Genomic DNA, 26,014 nt, shown 5'->3' with positions numbered 1-26,014 from the left:
ACATAAGTTTCTAAGGAGAGTACAGGATTTGAACCTGCGCGCCGGTATAAGCCGGTTCGACGGATTTCGAGTCCGTTGCATTACCACTCTGCCAACTCTCCATATAAAAACTCAATAAACTAATATTGAGTCAATGTAAACATATCATAATCCTTAATCTTATCACGACCATTTAGATCCAATAATTCAACGATAAACGCTGTTCCAACAACTTGTCCACCTAGTTTTTCTACTAGATCAATTGTGGCTTTTAATGTTCCACCAGTTGCCATTAAATCATCTACCACTAAAACTTTTTGTCCAGGTTTCACGGCATCTTTTTGCATATATAGTGAGCCTTGTCCATATTCTAAGTCATATGTAACTGAAACAGTTTCTCTTGGAAGCTTCCCCTTTTTACGAGCCGGAGCAAATCCTACTCCCATTTTATTGGCTACGGGACAGCCAACGATGAAACCTCGAGCTTCTGGTCCACAAATCAACTCAGCACCTCGTGATTTAGCATATTCAGCTATATCATCAGTTGCTGAGTGATATGCCTCCCCGTCCAACATTAGTGGTGAAATATCACGAAATAGTACACCTGGTTCAGGAAAATCTGGAACATTAGCAATATACTTCTTATAATCCATTATATTTAAGTTAGCTCCAATTATTGTTTTTCAATCCATGCTAGTAAATCTTGATAAGTTGCATTAACTAACAATGAACCGACTTCATTTCTTTTTAAACGTTTTTGATAGAAAACAGAATTCTCTACTTCTTTACTCTTATCTATACCTAGTGGAGTAACAACTCCATTTTCAATTTTAACAAATCCTAGCTCAAAAAACACATTAATATAAAATTTTAAATTATTAATATTGATATGAAGATATTCTGAAATCATTTGATAATCTTCTTCTAAAATACTTTTATGTGTTAAAAAATATTTTAATGCATCATGCATTTCTTTTTTATCTGGAACCAATTCGTAACTATAACGTAATTGAGAATAAAATTGGATATATATAACGTCTGCATTTTGAATTTCAACTAATTTTTTGAATTTCTCAATATCGTGAGGTCGATCAAAAATCAACATTTTTTTAATGTTTTTGATCTCCGGACTATTCCATAAATACGCTTGATTATTATTTTTTCGAACAAATAAATCGTAATATCTTTTATTAAAAAAGACTAGTGTGACATCAGATTCTAATTGATTAATATCAAACTCACGATTTCTCCAGTCAATAAACTTGGAGCTCAATAAATCCGATTGAATATCATTTATCATTAATTGAAGAGTTTTCTTCCCTCTCCATTCATTTACTCCTATTTGATAATAAGTATCATATAAAGGAATATCTGACATTGTTGAAAAAGCTTGCGAAAAACCAAAAGCAATAAAATCAACATTAGATTTCTTTTGCTGAATCTTCCCTTTTAAATGCGTTTTATCACTTCCAATACTTTGCGCATCAGTGATTTCTACATTATTAGATTTAAAAATCGGCTTAGGATTGCCTTCTCCAAATGGAGCTAAGATATTGATATCATCAAGCAATTTAAAATTAATATCTTTAACATCTATACTCAAATCATAATGACAGATTTGATCTTTTGTGCTGTCAAAGTCTTGTTTCTGTATTTCAACTTGCATTGCCGATACGAATTCTTCTATACATGAGGATTTAACAGATACACCACAAGCCTGTGCATGGCCACCAAAACTGTCAAATAAATCTCGATGATTATTCATTGCTTCAAACAAATTAAATCCTGATGGCGCTCTTCCTGAGCCTTTATACACTTCATCAATTCGTGATAAGACAACTGTTGGTCGATTCGTCTCATCAGCTATTCTCCCAGCAACAATTCCCAATACACCTTCATTCCATTCATCACCATAAAGGATTTGGAAATCATCATTTTTTTGAGATAGTTGATTTTTTGCATCATTATATACTTCATCAGAATATTGACGTCTTAATAAATTAGTTTCTTCTACATCCTTAGCAATTTCTTTAGCAACCATCTCATCTTGAGCGGTTAATAATTCAACACCTATATTGGCATTTTTTACTCGTCCTAAAGCATTCAATCGTGGAGCAACTTGAAAACCTATGGTATCTTCATCAGTTTTTGTAATATCTAATTTTGCCGTTTTAAAAAGTGTTTTTAATCCTGTACGGCTACCTGTTTGAATTTGCTTCAATCCATTAGCAACAATTACTCGATTCTCACCAGACAATTCAACAACATCCGAAATAGTGCCGATTGCAGCTAAATCTAGCAAATCTACAGGAATCTCCTGTAATAAGGCACTGGCAACTTTAAAAGCTACTCCAGCTCCTGATAAATACTTGAAAGAATATTCATGATTAGTTATTTGTGGATGAACTATTGCTATAGCATTTGGTAATTGTTCTGGTAATGAATGATGGTCTGTCACTATAACATCAACGTCATGTTGATTTGCATATTCTATTGCTTCAAAGCCACTCACACCATTGTCTACAGTGATGATCAGATTATAACCTTGGTCAATTATCTTTTGATAAGCCTCAATATTTGGCCCATATCCGTCACTAAATCGGTCTGGAATATACGTATCAACTTCTCCACCAATGATTTCAATCGCTTCTTTCATTATGGAAGTACTTGTTAAACCATCAGAATCATAATCACCATAGATAATCATTTTTTCATTATTATCCAAAGCCAATTCAATTCTATCAATTGCCTTTTGCATATCGTTTAGCTTAAATGGATCATCTAATTTATCTAGGGAAGTATCAAGAAATTCATTAATTTCATCTTCAGTATTTAATCCGCGAGCAACCAATAATTGAGTTGAAATAATTGGTAGCCCTAATTTATTAGAAATATTTTCAACTTGCTCATTATCTATTTTTTTTCGTTGTTCCCATTTTTTATTCATAATTATATTATACAGATTCTGAGCATAAAAAAAAGAAGCAGTCAGACTACTTCTTTTTTGATTTCTTCACTAATGATCTAAGTAATAAAATTGTGATTACTACCAGAACAATGACACCCATAATAAATAAATAATTAGAATTTGTTTTTTCTTTTGTACGGGTATTAGTTGTAACTTTCTTATTTTTTAATTCATTTAAATTCTTTTTAGTAGCATATTTAGTATCTACAAGTTCACCTTTTATTGCCCAACGCTTAGTACCCAAATCGGCACACGTAATAAGAGTAACAATTTTTTTACCTTCTACATCATCAATTGTTTTAACATCACTAGGTTGAATAACTTCTTTAGAGTAAATCTTATATTTATAAACATGGTCTAAATCAGTCAAATATATGCTTGCGCCTATTTTAACATCAACTAATGGTGAAAATAAAATATATCTCCCACGTACGTGATGCCCCGCTAAAGAATAGTTACCTTCCCCCATTTGTTGATCGGGCTTCATTGTTCCGGCCCCTTTATTTAAAACACTGGTACTAACACCTTTCCCAATTGGTAGTTTCACGCCAACACTTGGAACTTCTAGCTGTCCTAAAACAGGAAAACCATAATTATTAGTCATTCCTTTTCCTACTTCAGTTGGACTGAAAGGTTTAACGTCTTCAAAATCAAAATCACCCTTCGAAGCCTTTCCTTCTTTAATATTTGACTTTGTAACCTGTTCAATCTGATTCTCACTAAGCTGACCAACAATAAATTCCATAATTTGTTGATTAAATATTAAAACAAGTCCTATTATCATAAGTATTGAAACTAAAAAACGCTTAAAAAACTTTTTCATAATTATTCCCCAATATGCTTTCTTAACTACGAACAAATTTACCATAAATAATAACAAAAAAGCAAAATTATTAGATTTTCGTTGTTTGTCATAAATATTAGTTATATTCTTATTACATAAGATTTATGGAGGATATTAAATGTCAGTATTAGTAGTTGGTGGTGCCGGATATATCGGATCACATACAGTAGATTGGTTATGCGAAAAAAATTATGATGTAGTTGTAATCGATAACTTATCGACTGGACACAAAGAATCATTAAATAAAAAAGCCAAATTCTATGAAGGCGATCTTCGTGATAAGTCTTTCATGAGAAAAGTTTTTAAAGATGAAACTATCGACGGTGTTATTCATTGTGCCGCTTTTTCAATTGTTCCTGAATCTATGAAAGAACCTCTGAAGTATTATGATAACAATACATATGGTATGAATGTTCTTTTAGAAATCATGAACGAATTTGGTGTTAAGTTCATCGTATTTTCTTCTACAGCAGCTACCTATGGCGAACCAAAACAAGTTCCAATTAAAGAAACCGATCCTCAAGTACCAACAAATCCTTATGGTGAAACAAAACTAGCAATGGAAAAAATGATGCACTGGTCTGATATTGCTTATGGAATGAAATTTGTTGCACTTAGATATTTTAATGTTGGTGGTGCAAAAGAAGATGGAAGTATTGGTGAAGATCACCAACCTGAAACACACCTTACACCAATCGTTCTTCAAGTGGCTCATGGTACACGTGATGAACTAACTATTTTCGGCGATGATTACGATACTCCAGATGGAACTAATGTACGTGATTACGTTCATGTATTGGACCTAGCAGAAGCTCATCGACTAGCTCTTGAGTACTTATTATCAGGTAATGAAAGTAATGCATTTAATCTTGGCTCTTCAACAGGCTTCTCAAACTTACAAATTGTTCAAGCTGCCCGTGAAGTTACAGGAAAAGATATCCCAACAAAAATTGGTGACAGACGTCCTGGCGATCCAAGTACTTTAATAGCTGATAGTACAAAAGCCCGCACAATTCTTAATTGGAACCCCCAATATGATGATGTTAAAAAAATAATAAAAGATGCTTGGACTTGGGAAACTAAAAATCCTCAAGGATATAGCGATAAATAAAAAGAAGCCTTCTAGTATGAAGGCTTCTTTTTATTCCTAATGCTTACGATAATGTTTAAATCCACTGCCGATAAGACTTGATACTAAAGCAATTATCACAATCGCTGACAATGAAAATTGCCACCAAGTTGTATTCCATAAAAAGTCTAATAATTCTTTCATAAATTAATCTCCCTTATTTTATCCTAGTCTAACAGTTCCGTGATCACTTTTACCAACCAATTTATATTGAGGATTATCAATGCATATTCCTTCAATAAATCCTTGTGCTTCGACTTTCATCTTTGCTCCACTCAATTTATTTTTAACAATGCCCATTTTGCTTTGTAAACTAAATTCGACACTTGAGTCTTCTGGAATCATCAATCGTATTGAACCATTTTTCGTATAAGTATTAATATCTCCAGTAACTTTGTTAAAATCAACTTTAACCGATCCATTATTACTACTAAAACTTCCTGAACCATTAATCATTGACGTCTTAATTGCTCCATTTCTGGTTTTAATCGTATATTCACCAGTTAAGTTTGATCCAGTAATTGAACCATTATTAGAAATCAAATTAGCTTCACTAACGGTTAAATTATTTACTTTGATAGCACCATTAGCACAGAATAAATTCAATTTGGTAAGTACTGCATTCTCAACAGAAATAGCCCCATTAGATGCTGTTACTGATAATTTCAATTCATTATTGAGATCAGTGATAAACATACTACCATTACGATTAAGAACATTAATTTTACCAGCATATTTTTGAGGAACAAAAATCTCTATTCTGCTGTGAATATGCCACATAATCGGACGGTCTCCTTGTTTAATGTACAACTGACCATCACCTGTACTGTTCGAAGTTAGATTGTAACGATCATTATTTCTACTCATATACTCTTTAACAATAAGTTGATTGTTTGGAGATTGTTTCAACTCGATGTGATCATTTTTGTAATTAATAGTAACTTCGTTAATTTGTGATAAATCATATTGAACATTATTTACCAATTTTAATCGACTGAAAATATTACCGATTTTTTCTTTTCCTAAAGAAACTCCGTCATCATTAACTCTGAAGAATCCATTTCCCATATCTACAGATCCATCTTCAACTTTCAAGAAACTCCCAAAGTCTACACGATTCTCATCGATAATAACCTTGTTATCATACGAAATCTTACTATCATCAATTACAAACTTGCCAATTTTGACGATATTATCAGCCGACTTACTTTCTTCTTGAGTCTCTTCTTTTCTAGCCTCATCAAATTCAGCCATCAATTCATCAATATCACCTAGATGAACAAAAGCTGACTCTACAGCTTCATCTTCAGCTTGATTATTATTAATATTATCTTGAGCAATCTCACTAAGATCGGCGATTAATTCCTCTTTAAGTTCGGTCAATTCTTCAGATGGTGCATATTTAATAAACACTTTATCTATCTTCGTTCTAATTTTGGTCTCTAAAACGTTCATTCTAAATTCTCCCCTTAATAATCATATCAATTATCTTTTTTGAATATTCCCATTCAATCAAGTTAGCATCTAATTGCTGACGACCTTCATCAGTTATTTTGTAATATTTACGACGTGATCCTTTTGTTTCATCGCCCCAATAACTCTCAATTGCTTGATTTTTTTCTAATCTTCGAAAAACTGTATATAATGTTGCTTCGTTAAGATCATATTGACCATCACTTAAGCTATGTACTGTCTTAGATACTTGATACCCATAACTATCACCTTGATTCAAAATACTTAAGATAATCATCTCAGTATTGCCTCTGATGATATCTTTTGAAATTGACTTCGACATTTAGTACCTCCCATAAATCACTTTTATAATTTATAACACACTACTGTGTGTGTCAAGGTAGTATGTATGAAATATTTTATAGAAAAATAAAAACGCCTATTTATAGGCGTTTATTTATATAAACTTTCTACTTGTTTTTGTAATTCAGGATGATTTAAGAATTCATCAAAGTTAGTTTCTGCTCTTTCAACAACTCCATTAGCTGAAACTTCAATAATATGATCAGCAATTGTTTGAATGAATTGGTGGTCATGAGATGTGAAAATTAAAGCACCTTTGAAGTTAATCAAACCATCATTCAATGATGTAATTGATTCCAAATCCAAATGATTAGTAGGATCATCCATAATCAAAGTATTTGATTTTTGAAGCATCATCTTAGAAAGAATACAACGAACTTTTTCTCCTCCAGATAGTACTCCTATTTCTTTTTCTACTTCATCGCCAGAGAATAGCATTTTCCCTAAGAATCCACGTAAGAAAGTATTATCATCTTCTTCTTTGCTAGCAAATTGACGTAACCAATCAATAATAGTTAGTTTATCATTATTAAAAGCAGAATTTGTATCACGTGGTAATGATGATTGTGTACTTGTTACACCCCAAGTTACGGTTCCAGAATCTGGTTCTAAGTCACCTGACAGAATCTGCATAATTGTAGCTGCTGATAAGTCGTTTCTAGATACAATAGCTGCTTTTTCATCAGGTTTAACTGTAAAACTGATGTTATCTAATACTTTAACACCATCAATTGTTTTAGAAACATTTTCAACACGAACCAAGTCATTACCTAATTCACGATTAAAATCAAAATTAATAAATGGATATTTTCTTGAAGAAGGTTGAATATCATCTAATGTAATTTTTTCAAGTTGTTTCTTTCGTGATGTGGCTTGCTTAGACTTAGATGCATTAGCTGAGAAACGGGCAACGAATTCTTGTAATTCTTTGATTTGTTCTTCTTTTTTTGCGTTTTGGTTAGCTTGTAATTTTGCGGCCAATTGACTTGATTCTAGCCAAAAATCATAGTTACCAACAAAAAGTTTAATTTTACCAAAATCAACATCACACATTTGTGTACATACTTGATTCAAGAAATGACGGTCATGAGAAACAACGATGACAATATTTGGAAAATCAGCTAAGAAGTTTTCTAACCAAGTTTCTGAAGCCATATCCAAACCATTAGTGGGCTCATCTAGTAGTAAAATATCCGGTTTACCAAACAAAGCTTGTCCAAGTAAAACCTTAATTTTTTGTCCTTCCATCAATTCACTCATTTTGACATGATGTAGGTCTTCGGTAATTCCTAATTCTTGAAGTAATTGTGCTGCTTCTGATTCAGCATTCCATCCATCAAGTTCAGCAAATCTTCCTTCTAGTTCGGCTGCTTTAACACCATCTTCATCATTAAAATCAGGTTTAGCATATATTTCGTCTTTTTCTTTCATGACGTCATATAATTCTTTATGTCCTTGTATAACTGTATCCAACACACTAAACTCTTCAAAAGCATAGTGGTCTTGGTTAAGACTAGACATTCTTTCATCTTTACCAATCGAAATATTACCCGAACTTGGTTGAATTTCACCTTCTAGTAATTTAAGAAAAGTTGACTTTCCTGCACCATTGGCACCAATAACTCCATAACAATTACCTTCGGTGAATTTTAAATTAACTTCATCATAAAGTTTTCTTCCACCCATTGATAGACTCATGTCACTAACTGTAATCACGTATTGTATCCTCGTTTCTTTTTAACTAATCGTCATAATAAAAGCCAGCAGCACTAAGCTGTTGGCTTTTTCCGTATATAAGATTGTAACATAGAATGCGTGGTTACAGCAATACTATGTAATAAGAACCTCTAAATTAGATTCCCGCAACAATTGTATCAATAGTACTCTTATCAAGTCCTTTTAATGTTTGTATCAACATCTCTTTAGCTGCATCATAATCAGCAATATTAAACATTGTTTGATGTGTATGGATGTAACGTCCAGCAACCCCAATAACTGAACTTGGAATTCCTTCATTAGCTGTATGAGCATCACCAGCATCTGTTCCACCTTTTGATACAAAGTATTGATAAGGAATATTATTTGATTCGGCTGTATCTAATAGATATTCGCGTAATCTTGGTAGTGTGATCAATCTAGGATCTTGAATTCTCATCATAACCCCTTCTCCTAGATGACCAAATGTTCCTTCAGTTGAAACAGTATCGTCGGCAGCTGAACAATCGACAGCAAAGAACAAATCAGGTCTGAATTTTGTCACAGATGGTTTAGAACCACGTAATCCAACTTCTTCTTGTACATTAGCACCAGCAATTAGAGTATGACCTAATTTTTCATTTTGTAGTTCTTCAAGAGCTTCTAATACAAGAGAACATCCATATCGATTATCCCAAGCTTTTGAAATAATATTTTTACCATTAGCAGTTTTAATTGTTTCAACTTGAGGAACTACTGTATCACCAGGACGAACACCAAAAGCTAAGGCTTCTTCTTTAGATTCAAAACCAGCATCAAATAATACATCCGCAATTTCTAATGATTTTTGTCCTGCAGTTCCACGTAGTAAGTGTGGAGGAATTGAAGCTGAAATACATGGGAAGTTTTTACCATTAGAAGCTTTTAATGTGAAACGTTGAGCTGAAACAACATAGGGATTCCATCCGCCTAAACCTACAACATTAAAAAGTCCGTTTGGTTTGATTTGAGTAATCATAAAACCAACTTCATCCATATGAGAAGCAACCATAACTCGACGTGCATCGGTATCTTCATTATTTCTTACACCAAAAATTCCACCCAATCCATCTTGAGCCACTTCATCTACTAAAGGTGTCATTTCTGTTCTCATATAATCACGAATTTCATGTTCGAATCCACTTGTTCCTTGCATTTCTGTTAATTCTTTAATACGTGCAAATGTTTTATCATTCATAAATTTATATCCTCTTATTTTTCTGATATTTCTATTATTACAAAATAAAAATCCATATTCAATTAAGAATATGGATTCTATTAACTAATTCACTTGTTCGAGTATCATTAATTATTTTTTCTTAGCAAACCATTTGCTGTCTGAAAAGGCAACAATATCGTTGGCTAGATAAAGCATGTATGTGAACATTAAAACCCAAACAGGATGACCATTCATTGCTGTTTGAATCCATAGTGCAACACTCATCACACCTTGAGCTGTCCAAAAATAGTAGCTTGAACGGAATCTTCTAACAGTTAATACTGCCCCTGTTAACCCGATTGTAGCACTAACTGCATCTAAGATAGCTTGAGGACTGTCTAAAATAACAGTATCCAAAATATATGTAGCAGCTAAGAATATAGCAAAAATAATTGCTGTTTGAATGATATCTTTACCATTCATTTTACGTGGATCATGATTTGACCACTGTTTTTGAAGTAATATTGGAATATCCAATAAAATAATATATGCACCTTGCATAATAATATCTGAATAGTTACCAGTTACTAAAGCAACATAAATCAACATTAAAGCTGATATAAAACCTAAAATACCATTAATTGGTCGACCATTAGTAATTGATACAGTACAACTAAAACCAATAATTCCGGCAATAGTTGATGTAACACCGAGGCCTGTAATTCCGTGGCTAAGACCAATGATCAATTGGAATAAAATACCTACGGTTAATAATATATAACTTGATCTTGTCCAACCAGACATTTGGTCCTTGTACCAACGCCAGTTAAACACGCGAGTTATGGCCATTTCGTCATAACCTTTATTTGAATTTTGCATAAAAATCTAAATCTCCCTCTTATTTAGAATCCCCTCGTCCAGAACCCAGAATTTTTTTGCGTTGTCTCTCTTCAACGTTAAATACTCGAACTTGTTTATGATATACATATCTAAAAAATGAAGCAAATAATATTAATTACTAAAAAGTGATACTTTCGTTCAATGACGCGTGTTAACATCGAAAAAATATCATAAATAATTTTTACAAAACAAGTATTAATTATCACTTATAATTGTATAATTGAATATGTAATGTAGTAATTACATTAGGAGGAAAAGTATATGTTTAAAACTGGAGATTCACCCGGTCCCGGCAAGTACGAATGCCTGACCTGCAAGAAGAACACTATCACGCTATCAACCGATGAGGATACCATCCCCAAATGTTGTACCGAAGGTTGCTCAGGTGATATATGGGCTAGAATGTATTAGAACCTCTAAGGGGTTCTTTTTTAATGTTACAATGTACTAATTACAAAAAAGGAAGTTATCTATGTTAAAACTAATCTCAGATATTTTTATTATCCTAGTAGCAATTGAAGCCTTAGGTATCATGTTATTGGAAATGTTTGGTAATCAGTCTGATATCGCCGTTAAAGCCTTCGCAATCGATAAAAAAATATTACAACAAAAAGAAGTACAAATAATGATGCAGAATCAAGGACTATATAATGGTTTCTTAGGAGCAGGAATTCTTATTTCTAAGTTTTTAATATAAAGCAGTTCTGCTGTTTTAATGTTTATCATTTTTGTTGTAATTGCCGCAATTTTCGGAGCTCTAACCGCTAATAAAAAAATACTTCTTACTCAAGGAAGTCCAGCGATAATCGCATTATTATTAATACTATTAAGTAAATAAAAAGACCTCATAAGAGGTCTTTTTTATTATTCTTCTCCGCTACTCATTTTCAAAACAGACATAAACGCTTCTTGAGGAACTTCTACTCTTCCCACAGATTTCATACGTTTCTTACCACGTTTTTGCTTTTCTAATAGCTTAGCACGACGATCAGGATCACCAGTATGAATCTTAGCAGTAACATCCTTACGGTAAGCTTTAACCGTTGATCTCGCGACAACTTTTGTTCCAATAGTTGCTTGAATAGGAATCTCAAAGTTTTGACGAGGAATAATCGTTTTTAGTTTTGCTGTTATTTCTTTACCACGTTCAAATGAAAAGTCTTTATGCACAATAAAACTTAAAGCATCAACAGGATCACCATTTAAGAGAATATCCATCTTAACAAGGTCACTGACTTCATAACCTTCCAGACTATAATCTAGTGAGGCGTATCCTTTAGTGCTTGATTTCAAATCATCAAAGAAATTAAAAATTATTTCAGACAACGGTAAATGATAAATAACATTTACACGGTATTTATCTAAATAATCCATCGTATCAAAACGTCCACGCTTGCGTTGAGCTAATTCCATTACCGCTCCAACATATTCTTCTGGCACCATAATCTCAGCCTTAACAAAGGGTTCTTCAATTGACTTAACTTCTGAAGCATCCGGCATTTCGGAAGGATTATCAATAACTAGTTGTTCACCATCTTGAGTATTAACGTGATAATCAACAGATGGAGCTGTCATAATCAAATCTAAGTTGAATTCGCGTTCTAAACGTTCTTGAATAACGTCCATATGCAACAGACCTAAGAATCCACAACGGAATCCAAACCCAAGGGCTTGTGATGACTCAGGTTCAAACTCAAGTGCTGCATCATTCAATTGTAGTTTTTCTAAAGCTTCACGTAGGTCTTCATACTTGGCATTATCAACCGGATACATACCTGAATAAACCATCGGTTGAACTTGACGATAACCATCAAGTTCTTTTTCTGTTGGATTATTTGCCAAAGTGACAGTATCACCTACTTGGGTATCCTTAACAGATTTAATACTTGCTGTAATGTATCCAACATCACCAGCCATCAAGAAGTCTTTTTCTACCGCTTTAGGTGACATCACACCTACCTCAGTAACTTCGAACTTCTTACCGTTACTCATAATTTCAATGGTATCACCAGCTTTAATCATACCTTCTTCTAAACGCACACTTAATACAACCCCACGATATATATCGTAGAGTGAATCAAAAATTAAAGCTTTTAATGGTGCATTAATATCACCAGTCGGTGCGGGCACATCAGAAACAATACGTTCAAGTAATTCAGGTATGCCAATTCCTTTTTTAGCACTTACTTCTACCGCTTCGCTTGCATCTATTCCAATCATTTCTTCTATTTCTTCTTTAACCATCGGAACATCAGCACTTGGTAAGTCAATTTTATTTAAAACCGGTAGTATTTCTAAGTCATTATCGATTGCTAGGTAGGTATTAGCAAGAGTTTGAGCTTCTACACCCTGTGCAGCATCAACAACTAATAATGCACCTTCACAAGCAGCTAGACTTCTTGAAACTTCATAAGTAAAGTCAACATGTCCTGGAGTATCTATTAAATGGAAAATATATGTTTCACCATCATTTGCTTTATAGTGTAATTCAACGGCATTTAATTTAATTGTGATACCACGTTCTCTTTCAAGATCCATGTCATCTAGAATTTGATTTTTCATATCTCGTTCTGCTACAGTATCTGTTAATTCCAGAATTCTATCAGCAATTGTAGATTTACCATGGTCAATGTGAGCCACAATAGAAAAATTACGTATTCTTGATTGTCGTTCTTTCATTTCATCTATATTCATCAATTACTCCTTTAATCCTATCAATTATACCAATTCTTACCAATTTACTAAACAAAAAAAGACATCCAATGATGTCTTTTTTAATTATGAAAATGCGTCCTTCATTTTATCGAAGAAATTCTTATCATGTTCGGTGATTTTATCACCACCTGCATCAGCATATTGACGTAATGCTTTGCGTTGTTCATCAGTAAGTTTCTTAGGTGTAACTACATGAACAGTTACTAAATGATCACCTTTACCAGAACTATTCAGCCTTGGTGCACCTTTTTCTCTAAGCTTAAAGGTTGTTCCTGTTTGTGTTCCACTAGGAATCTTAAGCTTAACATCACCATGAACGGTTTTGACATTAATCTCATCACCTAGAGTTGCTTGAGGGAAACTTAAGCTAACGTCTGAATAAATAGTTGCTCCACGTCTTGTGAAGTCCTTACTTGGTGAAACTTGGAAAACAATATATAAATCTCCGTAAGGACCATTATTTTCACCAGAACCACCTTGTCCATCAAGACGTATCTGTTGTCCGTCTTCAATTCCGGCTGGAACTGTAACTTTAACAGAATGCTTTTGAACATTGTGACCAGAACCACCACATGTTTCACATTTTTCTTTAATCTCTTTACCTGTACCGCCACAAACATCACAGGCTTCAGTTGTACGCATACTTCCAAATGGAGTTTGACGATCAACTTGAATACGTCCTTGTCCATGACATTTTCTACAAGTTTCAGCATGAGTGCCAGCTTTTGCACCGGAACCATTACATGTAGCACAGACTTCTTGACGATTATATGAAATAGTAGTCTTTTTACCAAAAACAGCTTCTTCAAAGGTTAAATTCATACGATATTGAAGATCTGCACCTTGTCTTGGAGCGTTCGGATCAGCTTGTCGCTGACCACCACCGAAGAAAGAACTGAAAATATCTTCAAAACCACCGCCGCCAAAGCCACCTTGATCAAATCCACCAAAGCCACCAGCTTGATCATCTGTTGTACCAAATTGATCATAACGTTGACGTTTTTGAGGATCTTTCAAAATATCATTAGCTTCGTTAACTTCTTTAAACTTCTCTGCAGCCCCTGGTTCTTTATTAATATCTGGGTGATATTGCTTTGAAAGTTTGCGATATGCTCTTTTTATTTCAGCGTCGGAAGCATCTTTTGAGACACCTAAAACGTCATATGGGTTCATTCAGCTACTTCCTTCCTGTTATTTCTTATCGTCTGGATCTACTTCTTCAAAATCAGCATCAACAGTGTTGTCATCGCCAGATTTACCATCAGTTGCTGTTGCATCGCCAGCTTGTTGTGCATCTTGTGCTTGTTGATATAGTTTAACTGACAAATCTTGAATAATTTGGTTCAATTCATCACGTTTAGTCTTCATATCTTCAAGATTATTATCTTCTTGAGCTTTCTTCAATGCTTCTTTAGCATCTTCAGCTTTCTTGATTTCATCATCAGAAACTTTTCCTTTGATTTCTTCAAGTGTCTTATCAGTTGTAAATAGTAATTGATCAACATCGTTTCTTAGATCAACTTCTTCTTTACGTTGATTATCTGCTTCTTCGTTTTCTTTAGCTTCATTCTTCATACGTTCAATTTCTTCATCTGAAAGTCCTGAAGAACTCTTGATTGTAATATCTTGTGATTTACCTGTACCAAGATCTTTAGCTGAAACATTAACGATACCATTCTTATCAATATCGAATTTAACTTCGATTTGAGGAATTCCACGAGGAGCAGCAGGAATATCTGTCAATTGGAATCTTCCAAGAGTCTTGTCATCAGCAGCCATTGGACGTTCACCTTGTAGAACATGAATATCTACAGCTGGTTGATTATCTGCGGCTGTTGAGAATGTTTGTGACTTACTTGTAGGAATTGTTGTATTACGGTCAATAAGTTTTGTAAATACGCCACCCATTGTTTCAATACCAAGTGATAGTGGTGTAACGTCAAGTAAAACAACGTCTTTAACATCACCAGTAATAACACCACCTTGAACAGCAGCACCAATAGCAACAGCTTCATCAGGGTTAATTGAATGATCAGGTTCTTTACCTGTCCAGTTCTTAACAGCTTCTTGAACAGCAGGAATACGTGTTGAACCACCATTTAGAATAACTTTGTCTATATCAGCATTTGTTAAGCCAGCATCTTTCAAAGCATTATCAACTGGTGCTTTTGTTCTTTGAACTAATTCATTTGTTAGTTCTTCAAATTTAGCACGTGTTAGTGTTTCTTCAAGATGAAGAGGACCAGCATCACTTTGTGAAATAAATGGAAGACTAATTTGTGTTTGACTAACACCTGATAAATCTTTTTTAGCTTTTTCAGCAGCGTCTTTTAGACGTTGGATAGCCATCTTATCTTTTGATAAATCTACACCATTTGCAGCTTTAAATTGAGCAACTAACCAATCAATAATAGCTTGGTCAAAGTCATCTCCACCTAAGGCAGTATCACCATTAGTTGAAAGTACTTCGAAGACACCATCACCTAATTCAAGAATAGAAACATCAAAAGTACCACCACCAAGGTCATAAACCAAGATTTTTTCATCTTTATCTTCTTTATCTAAACCATATGCCAATGATGAAGCAGTAGGTTCATTAATGATACGTTTAACATCTAAGCCAGCAATCTTACCAGCATCTTTTGTTGCTTGACGTTGTGAGTCATTGAAATAAGCAGGAACTGTAATAACAGCTTCTGTAACTTCTTCACCAAGATAATCTTCTGAGAATTTCTTGATGTGTTGAAGAATCATAGCTGAAATTTCTTGTGGTGTATATTCCTTACCATTAGCTGATACTTTAAATCCATCTTCACCAATATGACGCTTAACTGATGAGATAGTATCTGGATTAGTAATTGCTTGTCTTTTAGCAACTTCACCAACTTGAATTTCACCATCTTTAAATGCAACAACTGAAGGTGTTGTTCTTCCACCTTCTGGGTTTGTAATAATCTTAGGTTTTCCACCTTCCATAACAGCAACAGCTGAGTTAGTAGTACCTAAATCAATACCAATAATTTTTGACATATTAATAAAATCTCCTTTAATTGTTAATTAATTTGCGACAATAACCATAGAAGGTCTCAATACACGATCTTTTAACATGTATCCTTTTTGTAGAACTGAAACCACTGTGTCAACAGGATGTTCATCATCTGCAGCTACCGTCTGAATTGCTTGATGAACATTGGGATCAAAGGTTTCACCTTCGGCGGCAATTTCTGTAACATTGCTATCCTTTAAAGCATTGTTTAATCCACTAAGAGTTAATTCAATACCTTTTTTCAATTGTTCACCATTATCATTTGTTACTTCTACTTGAAGTGCACGTTCAATGTTATCAATTACTGGCAAAATTTCTTTTGCCAATTTTTGACCATCATATTTAAGTAATTGTTGTTTTTCTTTATCAAAACGAGCGTGCATATTTTGGATTTCAGCTTGAGAACGTAAGTACTTGTCTTCAAACTCATCCTTTTGTTTTTGTAATGCTTCTAATTCATCATTACTATCATCTGTCACTTCTTCTTTTACTTCATCACTTTTATCTTTTGGTTCTTCATTTTTGATGACTGTTTCTTTTGTTTCAATATCATCTTCTGAAGGAAATTGTGATGAATCCATTTTCTTGTCCAAATGAATCCTCCTAGTCATCATTAATATCGTTATAGTAATCGATTAATTTATTAGCTAATTCCTCACGGAATAATCCTAATAATCCAATCATTTTTGAATACGGCATACTTGTAGGACCTAATAATGCAATTAGCCCTTCACCATGTTTTCCCGCATTATACTTAGCTGTAATAATACTGTAGTTCTTAAATGCCTCATTACCAATCTCTGAACCCAACTTAACATTAATATTTTGATCACCTATCTGATCACCTAACAGACTTAATAGCCCATCATTTTGATCAATAGTTGAATATAAATTTTTGATTTGTTTTAAATCATTTGGATCAGCATAGTTTAATAGATTTAATTGCCCGTCGACAAAATATCTATTTCTAGCTGCATTTTTAAATACATCATCAAATAATTCTAAAAATCCATCAGTTGAATGCATATATCGAGATAATAATGCCGGAATGTCCGTATGTAGCTTCTGAACAACTGTATTCAAGGGTAATCCCACTAGTTCATCATTCATTATATTAACTATCTTTTCGATAATATCCGGACTCACGCCATCTGGAATTGTATAAACCTGACTTTGAACAGTTCCTTGATTTGTAACCAAGATAGCCATAAATCTTTGGCTACTAAGTGGTACTATTCTAAAACCAGTGAGATATGTCGTAGCATTCTCAGGTGATAACGTAATTGCTGTATAACTAGTTAAACCAGATAAAATCTCAGCAGATTGTTGAATAATATCATCTATCTGATGATAATGATGATTAAAACTTTGTTCGATTACTTTTGAAGTATGATTAGAAACTCTCGTTGGTTGTACCAGATAATCAAGATAATAACGGTATCCTTCAACGGATGGTACACGTCCAGAAGATAAGTGGGTTTTTTCAATCAACCCAACTTCTTCAAGAACTGCCATTTCATTTCTAATTGTTGCAGAGCTGACACTAATCGGAAGTGATTCCATCAGTGTCTTTGAACCAACCGGCTGACTCGTCTCGGTGAATATTCTGAAAATTTCTTTCAGAATTAAATTCTGCCTATCGGTCAACATCTTGGCACCTCCTTTAGCACTCTTACACTACAAGTGCTAACAAAGTAAAATATACCAATGTAGTATATAAGTGTCAAGTAATTGGCTACTTTTTATTTATAAAATTTGAAATATTTTTCAGTATTAATCTTGTCTTGATTCAATTGTTTAATTAATCCATCGACATCATCAAACTTAACTTCATCACGTAAGTATTTTAGCCATTTTATTTTGACATTTTTACCGTATACATCTTGATTGAAATTTAAAATATTACTTTCAATTGTTAAGTCTTTGATATCATCAAAAGTTATATTGTAACCAACTGAAGTCATTGAAGGATACCATTTTCCATCAATTTTAATTTCAGTTATATAAATACCTATACCGGGAATAAACTCTTTTTGATCTACTTCTACATTAGCTGTTGGAAAACCTAAAGTTCGCCCTCTTTGTAATCCATGAATTACGACACCGCTGTTTTCATAGTCATAACCTAATTGTTCATTAGCTTCATTGATATCTTTACTTTCAAGAGCTTTTTTAATTGATGTACTACCTAGTTTTTTTTCATTGAATTTAATTTCAGGAACTTCTACCACATTAAATCTAGATTTTGCATAGTCATGTAATCTCGTCATATTTGCAATATCTTTTTTTCCATATGTGTAATCAAAGCCAGCAACAACAGTTTTAGCATTTAGCCGAACAATATATTGATCAACAAATTCTTGGGGTAATAATTGGTTAAACTTGTCCGAAAACATAGCTACGTACATGTAATCAACTCCAAGTTGTTCAAACAACTCTGATTTACGTTCAATAGTAGATAAATATCTAAAAGTCTCTTCTGATTGATCTCCAAATATTGTTACAGGTGATTGATTAAAAGTCATTACAGCTAGTTTTTGAGAATTTTTATCAGCAATTTTTTTAGCAGTATTAATAACCTGTTGATGTCCAACATGAACACCATCAAAAAAACCTAATGCTAATACTATTTCGTCATTAGGAATTTTATTTCTATCTATAGGATAATTTAATTCAATCATTTCCATATTTTTCACACTCACTCGTTACTTAACAACATGATATCTGGTTGATATTTGCCAAATTCGTTAAGTTGATAGATAGCTTTTATTTTCTTATTATACTTCACAACAATTTTTTGATCCGAAGTATTTGTTTTAATAAATCCACCATGTTTCACAATATCATATTGCTCATCACTTAATTCATATTCAGTAAACTTAGATAATACTTCTTCAATTGAAATCAAATAGTCATTTTGATTATTATTTTTAAATGTTTCAATTTCATTTAAGCTAACTGTTTCAGATAACGTAATGCCTGCACTCTTTATACGTGTTAATTGAGACATGTGTGACGGTAAGTTCAAAGCCTCACCTACTTGAACAGCAAGTGTTCTTACATAAGTACCTTTGGAACATTCGACATCAAAATTAAAACTAATAGTTTGATTCTCTTCATCAAGTCTCAACTGTGACGTCCTCTTAAAACTATTGATTTCAATTGTACGTATTGGACGTTCAACTGTCTCTCCTGCACGCGCATATTCGTACAGTTTCTTACCATTGACTTTGACCGCAGAATACATAGGTGGAACTTGTTGCAAACTACCTACAAAACCATTCAAGATATCATCGATAGTTGCTTCAGAAATCATTTCAGTTACTGGAATTTTTTCAACAACGTCACCTTCACGGTCTTCAGTAGTTGTTGAATATCCAAGTGTAATTTCACCAATATACTCTTTTCCGGAATCGGTTAACATATTAACTAGTTTTGTGGCTTGTCCGACACAAATAGGCAACACTCCATCAACTTGTGGATCAAGTGTTCCAGTATGTCCTATTCTTCTTTCATGTAATATTTTACGAAGCTTATATACACAATCAGCGCTTGTCATGCCCAATTCTTTATTTAAGGGAATAATTCCATTCATTTTTGTTGTCTCCATGAAAAATATTATACCAAAAAGGCAACAAAAAAGCGGTTATTAACCGCTTTTAATTTACATCTAAAAATTCTTAGCACATTCTTCAATTCGACTCATTGCTTTTTCCATAATTGCATCAGCTTTGTCTGGAGCATAATCCATTCCTTCAGCAAAAATAGATTCTACATCAGAAACTCCCATGATTCCTAAAACTGAACGAATATATTGATCACCTAAGTCTAAGAAACTCATATCTGGTTCACCATGATATATTCCACCATCAGTTTGAATATGTAGTGCTTTTTTATTCTTCAATAGTCCTTCAGGTTTACCATCTTTTGTGTAATGGAAAGTATCGGGAATTTGCATAACTATATCAAAATAAGTCTTCATTTCAGCTGGAATAAATAAATTATACATTGGATTTGCGAATACATATTTATCTGCACTTACAAATTCATCTACATATTTCTGACGACCTTCTCTAAATTCTTTTTCAGTAATATTCAATGATTCTTTAGCTAATGACTTATTATAAATTGAAATAGCTGTGTCATTTAACGGATATGCATTTCCACTTGATAAATTATATTCAATAACCTCATCATTAGGATGTTCTTGCTTATAAACTTCTTTAAATTTATCAGCCATATCCATTGAATTTGATTTCTTTGATGATGCAGGGTGTGCTCTAATAATCAATACCTTAGCCATGATGTCATTCTCCCAATTGATTTATTTAACACGGTAATCTTACCACCTTGTGAAATCGTTTACAACGTTAGGTAATAAAAAAAGCAGGTTCCCCTGCTATTTTTCACGTTTATTTAGTTGTCTAATCAATTCATCAATCTTTTCTCCATAACGAACAGATTCATCTTGAGTGAATTCTAGTTCTGGAGTTTTAAACATTGTTAATCGTTGACTTAATTCATGTCTGATTAATCCTGTTGCTTTGTCTAAGCCATCTTGAGCTTTACTTGCATCGCTTGCCTTATCAGACAAAATGCTGAAATAAATTGTGGCTTTTTGTAAATCACCAGTCATTTGAACACCAGTAATTGTAACATCTTGCACACGAGGATCACGGACACGTTTTAATAAAATATCATTGATTTCTTTTTGAATCTCTTGTTCAACTCTACCAATTCGATGCTTTACCATACGTAAATTCTCCTTTTATTGAACAGGAACTTCTTCCATAACATATGCTTCAATTTGATCATCAATCTTAATATCATTAAATTTCTCGATAGTGATACCACATTCGTTACCAGTACCAACTTCTTTAACATCATCTTTGAAACGTTTAAGTGAAGCAAGTTTACCTTCATAAACAACGATACCATCACGAATCAAACGTACACCAGAATCACGAGTAATAACACCATTATCAACGATACATCCAGCAATTGTACCAATTTTTGAAACGTTGTAAGTTTCACGAACTGTAAGTGTACCTGTAACTTTTTCTTCAAAGACAGGTTCCAACATACCTTTCATAGCTAACTCAATTTCATCAATTGCATTATAGATAACACGATGTAAACGAATATCTACATTTTCATCTTCAGCTTCTGCCTTAGCACGTGGTGTAGGACGAACATTAAATCCAATAACGATAGCATTACTTGCAGTAGCAAGAGTAATATCACTTTCGTTAATTGCACCAACGGCTTGATGAATAATATTAACTCGAACGCCTTCAACTTCAATCTTCTTCAAACTTCCAGCTAATGCTTCCACAGAACCTTGAACGTCAGCTTTGATAATAACATCAACGTTCTTAAGTTCTCCTTCTTTCATTGTATCGAATAAATTATCAAGAGTAACTGTGTTAGTACGTTTTCTTTCTTCAACCAATGCACGTTTAGCACGTTCTTCACCGGCCGCACGAGCTGTCTTTTCATCTTCTAATACTACAAAACGATCAGCAGCTTCTGGAACATCATTTAAACCTGTAATTTCAACTGGCATTGATGGACCAGCTTCTTTGACCGTTTTGCCACGATCATTAGTCATTGTTCTGACACGACCGAAAGTATTACCAACAACAATAGGATCTCCTACGTGTAGAGTACCTTGTTGAATAAGAAGTGAAGCAACTGTACCACGTCCTTTATCAAGACGAGCTTCAATTACAGTACCAATAGCTTTACGTGTTGGATCAGCCTCTAGTTCAAGAACATCAGCTTGAAGTAAGATCATTTCAAGAAGTTCTTCAACACCTGTACCTTGTTTAGCAGAAATGTTAACGAAAATTGTATCTCCACCATAACTTTCAGGAATCAGTTCATATTCCATCAATTGTTCAGTAACGTGTTGTGGATTTGCGCCTTCCTTATCCATCTTGTTGACAGCAACAATAATTGGATCACCTGCAGCCTTTGCATGGTTAATAGCTTCAATTGTTTGAGGCATAACTCCATCATCAGCGGCCACAACAAGGATAACAATATCAGTAACATCAGCACCACGAGCACGCATATTACTAAAGGCAGCATGTCCAGGTGTATCTAAGAATGTAATTAATCTATCATGTAGTTTAGCTTGATAAGCACCGATATGTTGTGTAATACCACCGGCTTCACCGTCAGTAACATGTGACTTACGCAAGTTATCAAGAAGTGTAGTCTTACCATGGTCAACATGTCCCATGATAGTAACTACTGGAGGACGTGATGTAAGAGCATCTTGGTTAACTTCTTCTTCATCGAAATAAGTATCGATATTAGCAATATCTTCTTGTACTTTTTCTTCAGATTTAATTTCATAATCTTCAGCAATCAACTCGATAGTATCTTTATCAAGAGATTGATTTTGAGTAACCATAACACCTAGCATGAAGAGTTTCTTCACAATTTCTGAAGGTTCTCTATGCAGAATTTTACCAAGATCTTGTGCATTCATTCCCACTGTATAAACAAGTGTCTCTGGCAATGGACGATCTTTTCTTTGTGGCATTTCTTTTTTAGGTTGTTGATTTTGTTGCTGCTGTTGACGTTTCTTGTTTTTCTTCTTCTTACGTGATCCAAATGGATTAGCAAGATTACGTTTATTAAAGTCACGTTTTACTTCATGAGTATTTGTTTTCTTTTCACTTACTGGAATTGGCTCTGAACTAATTGGAGTTTTTGGAGTAGTTGTTGGTCTACTTTCCACCTTATTATTAATGCGTGAAGTGTTATTAGTATTAGTTGGACGCTTATTATTGTTAGCGTTGTTATTATTAGGACGGCGGTTTGATGAATTATTTGTTTCTTTTATTTGATGTTCTTTAAATGCAGCCAAATGCTTAGCTCCTACACCACCAGATCTAGGTGTTGGTGCCGCTGTATTATTTCTTTGGTTATTGTAATTATTGTTTCTAGTTTGGCTGTTACCATTATTAGCATGACCATTGGCATTATTATTGTTTCTTGGTCTATTATTTTGAGTACCAGGACGATTATTTTGATTATTTGGTCTGTTATTTTGTGTTCCCGGTCTATTATTTTGAGTACCAGGACGTTTTGAGCCTTCTGGACGTCTAATTGCTGTTACTTTGATTTTAGTCTTATGAGAATCATCACCTGTAGTTTTTTTAGAAGTTTGTTTTTCTTCTGATTTAACTTCAGGTTTTTTATCTTCAGACTTAACCGGTTTTGCTTCTTTTTTAGTAGTTGAACTTTTTTCTTTCTTTAGTTCACTAAGAATTTTTGCTTCCCCAGTTTCATCAACGCCTGACATATGATTCTTAATATCTAATCCTAATTTCATTGCTGCATCAACAACAACTTTATTGTCGACGTCTAATTCTTTTGCGATAGTATAAATTCTTTTTTTAGCCATACATTCACACTCCTTAATTAATTAATTCATCAAATTTCTTTGCCATTCCATTGTCCACTATTGCTATCATCTTACGACTTTTTCCAGTAGCTTGCTCAATTTCTTCATCATCTAAAACTTGATACATTTTTACTTGATAGTAATTAGTTTTATTTGTTATATCTTTTAATGATCTTTCACTAATATCTTTTGACACTAGAACTAACCTAGTTTTACCACTTGCAATTGCATTACCGACTAATTCAGTACCAGTAATTGTCTTTTTTGCTCTGGTCGCAATTCCTAAAAAATTAATAACTTGTTGTTTGTTCAATGTTTTTTACCAATATCTCCAAATAGTTCCATTCTGGCTTGTTGATGATCAACATAGTCGAATAATTCATCATAAAATTCCGGAGCAACCGCAACTTGAAATGCTTTTTCGATAGTATTTTTATCTTTAGCTTTCTTAACAGCTTGAGGGTCAAGTCCAACATACGCACCACGTCCGGGCATTTTACCAGTTGGATCAATAGCTATTTGGCCTTCTTTATTTTTTACGATGCGAACCATTTGTTTTTTAGGAAACATTTCATTAGTTAGCAAATCTTTTCTCATTGGTACTTTTCTTTGCTTGACCATCATGTACTCCTCTCAAATAACTTTTTTATTCTTCTTCTTCAAAATCATCGTCTGAAACGAATTCAACGTCTGATTCTGGTTTAATATCAATTCTATAACCTGTCAATTTAGCAGCTAAACGAGCATTTTGTCCACGTTTACCAATTGCTAATGATAAGTGATAGTCAGGTACGATTACTAGACACTTCTTATCATCATCTTCTTCAAATTGTACAGCAATTACTTCAGCTGGATTTAACGCATTAGCAATGTAATCTGATGCATCATCTTCGTACTTAACAATATCGATGTTTTCACCATCTAAATTATCAACAACTGCTTGTACTCGTGTTCCTTTAGGTCCAACACAAGTTCCAACTGGATCAATATTTTCATTGTCAGACTTCACTGCAATTTTTGTACGATCCCCTGCTTCTCTAGCAATTGAAACTATCTCAACAGTGCCATCAAAGATTTCAGGAACTTCTTGTTCAAATAAACGTTTAACAAGTCCTGGATCAGTTCTTGAAACAAACACTTGAGGGCCTTTAGTAGTATTTTCTACTTTAGAAACATAAACCTTTATTCTGTCTTGTGGATTATAAGTTTCATTAGGCATTTGATCTGATTTTCCCATTACAGATTCAATACGACCAAAGTTAACATAAACAAACTTATTATCAACACGTTGAACGATACCTTGCATGATTTCACCTTCATATTGTGAATATTCATCATAGATATTGCTACGTTCAGCTTCACGAACACGTTGCATAATTACTTGCTTAGCAGTTTGTGCTGCAATACGACCAAAATCTTTAGGAGTTACTTCAAACTTAACATGATCACCTAATTCATAACCTCTGTTAATTTCAGTTGCTTCAGATAATGAAACTTCTAATCTATCATCTGCTACTTCTTCAACTACTTGTTTCTCAGCATATACGTGAATGTTACCTTTTTTGTTATCAAAATCAACAACCACGTTTTCAGCTTGTCCGTAGTTACGCTTATATGCTGCAGCTAAAGCTGCTTCTAAAGCTTCTATAACAACTTCTTTTTTAACGCCTTTTTCTTTTTCTAACGCATCTAACGCGTCAACCATTTCTTTACTCATGTCTTGTTTCCCTTCTAAAATTCAATAGCCAATCGTGTTGATGCCACGATATCTCTTGGTAAAGTAATATGTTTTTTAATATTTTTAACTTTGTAATCTAATTCAAGTTTTTCATCATTAAATTCAGTTAAATGACCTTCATAAATCTTAGCCCCTTCAACCTTTTGATAAAGCGAAACATGAATATATTCGCCAATTGCATTTTTTAAATCTTCATCTGATTTAAGAGGACGTTCAGCGCCTGGAGAAGATACTTCCAAAATGTAAGCTTGTTCAATTGGATCATCAACATCCAAGATTTCACTTAATTTCTCACTAACATATACACATTCATCAATATCAATTCCACCATCTTTATCAATGTATGCACGTAAATAGTAGTCAGCTCCTTCTTTTACAAATTCTAAGTCAACAAGATAAAAATCTTTTTCCTTAAGAATTGGGAGTAATAATTCTTCAATTTTTTGAGTGATGTTATCCAAGTTAAACCTCCAATATTATGGTTATCGAATTTATTCAATAAAAAGAGCGAGCATCTCTGCTCACTCGTTTAATAAACCCTATAAACTATATGTAATTATACAATAT

At 33.6% G+C, this 26,014-nt stretch carries 23 protein-coding genes, 1 tRNA gene and 2 pseudogenes; 2 read left to right on the top strand and 24 right to left on the bottom strand.

Annotation, left to right across the window (positions count from 1 at the left end; all coding sequences use genetic code 11):
• Positions 1 to 13: 13 nt before the first annotated feature.
• From RD055328_RS03005 to RD055328_RS02990, 4 genes are all read right to left on the bottom strand, one after another.
• A tRNA-Ser gene (locus RD055328_RS03005) sits at positions 14 to 101 on the bottom strand.
• A gap of 18 nt (positions 102 to 119) precedes the next feature.
• On the bottom strand, positions 120 to 632 hold the full coding sequence (locus tag RD055328_RS03000; protein ID WP_244087327.1) for an adenine phosphoribosyltransferase: 513 nt from the start codon (positions 630 to 632) through the stop codon (positions 120 to 122).
• 20 nt (positions 633 to 652) lie between these two features.
• Positions 653 to 2,926: a single-stranded-DNA-specific exonuclease RecJ gene (gene recJ / locus RD055328_RS02995; protein ID WP_244087326.1), complete on the bottom strand. Its 2,274-nt coding sequence runs from the start codon at positions 2,924 to 2,926 to the stop codon at positions 653 to 655.
• Positions 2,927 to 2,972: 46 nt separating this feature from the next.
• Positions 2,973 to 3,866 (bottom strand): class A sortase, encoded by an 894-nt coding sequence (locus tag RD055328_RS02990; protein ID WP_279593984.1) that lies wholly within the window; start codon positions 3,864 to 3,866, stop codon positions 2,973 to 2,975.
• 43 nt (positions 3,867 to 3,909) lie between these two features.
• Here RD055328_RS02990 and galE point away from each other — a divergent pair, with 43 nt between their 5' ends.
• Positions 3,910 to 4,902, top strand: a complete 993-nt coding sequence (galE, locus tag RD055328_RS02985; RefSeq protein WP_244087324.1) for a UDP-glucose 4-epimerase GalE — start codon at positions 3,910 to 3,912, stop codon at positions 4,900 to 4,902.
• A 36-nt stretch (positions 4,903 to 4,938) separates the two neighbouring features.
• Here the strand turns inward: galE and RD055328_RS07275 are convergent, their stop codons facing one another.
• The 6 genes from RD055328_RS07275 to pnuC all read right to left on the bottom strand — a co-directional run bounded on the left by RD055328_RS07275 (position 4,939) and on the right by pnuC (position 10,507).
• On the bottom strand, positions 4,939 to 5,064 hold the full coding sequence (locus RD055328_RS07275) for a hypothetical protein (RefSeq protein ID WP_279593908.1): 126 nt from the start codon (positions 5,062 to 5,064) through the stop codon (positions 4,939 to 4,941).
• An 18-nt stretch (positions 5,065 to 5,082) separates the two neighbouring features.
• Positions 5,083 to 6,375 (bottom strand): DUF4097 family beta strand repeat-containing protein, encoded by a 1,293-nt coding sequence (locus tag RD055328_RS02980; RefSeq protein WP_244087323.1) that lies wholly within the window; start codon positions 6,373 to 6,375, stop codon positions 5,083 to 5,085.
• Position 6,376: 1 nt separating this feature from the next.
• Positions 6,377 to 6,715: a PadR family transcriptional regulator gene (locus RD055328_RS02975; RefSeq protein ID WP_244087322.1), complete on the bottom strand. Its 339-nt coding sequence runs from the start codon at positions 6,713 to 6,715 to the stop codon at positions 6,377 to 6,379.
• A 110-nt stretch (positions 6,716 to 6,825) separates the two neighbouring features.
• Positions 6,826 to 8,451 (bottom strand): ABC-F family ATP-binding cassette domain-containing protein, encoded by a 1,626-nt coding sequence (locus RD055328_RS02970; protein ID WP_244087321.1) that lies wholly within the window; start codon positions 8,449 to 8,451, stop codon positions 6,826 to 6,828.
• A gap of 136 nt (positions 8,452 to 8,587) precedes the next feature.
• Complete coding sequence (gene pepA / locus RD055328_RS02965; RefSeq protein WP_244087320.1) at positions 8,588 to 9,667, bottom strand: glutamyl aminopeptidase; 1,080 nt, start codon at positions 9,665 to 9,667, stop codon at positions 8,588 to 8,590.
• A gap of 111 nt (positions 9,668 to 9,778) precedes the next feature.
• Positions 9,779 to 10,507 carry a nicotinamide riboside transporter PnuC gene (gene pnuC, locus RD055328_RS02960; RefSeq protein WP_244087319.1) on the bottom strand — a complete coding sequence of 243 codons (729 nt, stop codon included), beginning with the start codon at positions 10,505 to 10,507 and terminating at the stop codon, positions 9,779 to 9,781.
• A gap of 493 nt (positions 10,508 to 11,000) precedes the next feature.
• Between pnuC and RD055328_RS02955 the strand changes: the two are divergent.
• A pseudogene (locus RD055328_RS02955) lies at positions 11,001 to 11,366 on the top strand (DUF1304 domain-containing protein).
• A gap of 26 nt (positions 11,367 to 11,392) precedes the next feature.
• Here the strand turns inward: RD055328_RS02955 and lepA are convergent.
• The 14 genes and pseudogenes from lepA to rimP all read right to left on the bottom strand — a co-directional run bounded on the left by lepA (position 11,393) and on the right by rimP (position 25,908).
• Positions 11,393 to 13,222 (bottom strand): translation elongation factor 4, encoded by a 1,830-nt coding sequence (lepA, locus tag RD055328_RS02950; RefSeq protein WP_244087318.1) that lies wholly within the window; start codon positions 13,220 to 13,222, stop codon positions 11,393 to 11,395.
• Positions 13,223 to 13,306: 84 nt separating this feature from the next.
• The gene (gene dnaJ, locus RD055328_RS02945) at positions 13,307 to 14,416 is read right to left on the bottom strand and encodes a molecular chaperone DnaJ (RefSeq protein WP_244087317.1); all 1,110 of its coding nucleotides are present in this window, start codon (positions 14,414 to 14,416) and stop codon (positions 13,307 to 13,309) included.
• A gap of 18 nt (positions 14,417 to 14,434) precedes the next feature.
• Positions 14,435 to 16,273: a molecular chaperone DnaK gene (gene dnaK, locus RD055328_RS02940; protein WP_244087316.1), complete on the bottom strand. Its 1,839-nt coding sequence runs from the start codon at positions 16,271 to 16,273 to the stop codon at positions 14,435 to 14,437.
• A 27-nt stretch (positions 16,274 to 16,300) separates the two neighbouring features.
• Entirely contained in the window at positions 16,301 to 16,870 is a 570-nt protein-coding gene (grpE, locus tag RD055328_RS02935) for a nucleotide exchange factor GrpE (RefSeq protein ID WP_244088129.1), read from the bottom strand.
• A 22-nt stretch (positions 16,871 to 16,892) separates the two neighbouring features.
• Entirely contained in the window at positions 16,893 to 17,939 is a 1,047-nt protein-coding gene (gene hrcA, locus RD055328_RS02930) for a heat-inducible transcriptional repressor HrcA (RefSeq protein ID WP_244087315.1), read from the bottom strand.
• Positions 17,940 to 18,031: 92 nt separating this feature from the next.
• Positions 18,032 to 18,976, bottom strand: a complete 945-nt coding sequence (gene ribF, locus RD055328_RS02925; protein WP_244088128.1) for a riboflavin biosynthesis protein RibF — start codon at positions 18,974 to 18,976, stop codon at positions 18,032 to 18,034.
• A gap of 11 nt (positions 18,977 to 18,987) precedes the next feature.
• Complete coding sequence (gene truB, locus RD055328_RS02920) at positions 18,988 to 19,884, bottom strand: tRNA pseudouridine(55) synthase TruB (protein WP_244087314.1); 897 nt, start codon at positions 19,882 to 19,884, stop codon at positions 18,988 to 18,990.
• A gap of 75 nt (positions 19,885 to 19,959) precedes the next feature.
• On the bottom strand, positions 19,960 to 20,592 hold the full coding sequence (locus RD055328_RS02915) for an FMN-dependent NADH-azoreductase (RefSeq protein WP_244087313.1): 633 nt from the start codon (positions 20,590 to 20,592) through the stop codon (positions 19,960 to 19,962).
• A gap of 96 nt (positions 20,593 to 20,688) precedes the next feature.
• Positions 20,689 to 21,042, bottom strand: coding sequence for a 30S ribosome-binding factor RbfA (rbfA, locus tag RD055328_RS02910; RefSeq protein ID WP_244087312.1), 354 nt, complete (start codon positions 21,040 to 21,042; stop codon positions 20,689 to 20,691).
• A gap of 15 nt (positions 21,043 to 21,057) precedes the next feature.
• Positions 21,058 to 23,709: a translation initiation factor IF-2 gene (infB, locus tag RD055328_RS02905; RefSeq protein ID WP_244087311.1), complete on the bottom strand. Its 2,652-nt coding sequence runs from the start codon at positions 23,707 to 23,709 to the stop codon at positions 21,058 to 21,060.
• 13 nt (positions 23,710 to 23,722) lie between these two features.
• A complete protein-coding gene (locus RD055328_RS02900; protein ID WP_244087310.1) occupies positions 23,723 to 24,022 on the bottom strand; it encodes a ribosomal L7Ae/L30e/S12e/Gadd45 family protein in 300 nt (99 codons plus the stop codon).
• Positions 24,019 to 24,330, bottom strand: coding sequence for an RNase P modulator RnpM (gene rnpM / locus RD055328_RS02895; RefSeq protein WP_244088127.1), 312 nt, complete (start codon positions 24,328 to 24,330; stop codon positions 24,019 to 24,021). The genes RD055328_RS02900 and rnpM overlap by 4 nt, the downstream gene beginning before the upstream one ends.
• A 28-nt stretch (positions 24,331 to 24,358) precedes the next feature.
• Positions 24,359 to 25,426 (bottom strand): annotated as a pseudogene (nusA, locus tag RD055328_RS02890) (transcription termination factor NusA); the annotation flags it as partial.
• A gap of 14 nt (positions 25,427 to 25,440) precedes the next feature.
• Positions 25,441 to 25,908 carry a ribosome maturation factor RimP gene (gene rimP / locus RD055328_RS02885; RefSeq protein ID WP_244087309.1) on the bottom strand — a complete coding sequence of 156 codons (468 nt, stop codon included), beginning with the start codon at positions 25,906 to 25,908 and terminating at the stop codon, positions 25,441 to 25,443.
• Positions 25,909 to 26,014: the final 106 nt, after the last annotated feature.

Origin of the sequence: Companilactobacillus sp. RD055328 (assembly GCF_022835675.1) — a bacterium.
In the GTDB taxonomy this organism is placed as follows: domain Bacteria; phylum Bacillota; class Bacilli; order Lactobacillales; family Lactobacillaceae; genus BQUT01.
This window is presented reverse-complemented; position numbering and strand designations above follow the sequence as displayed.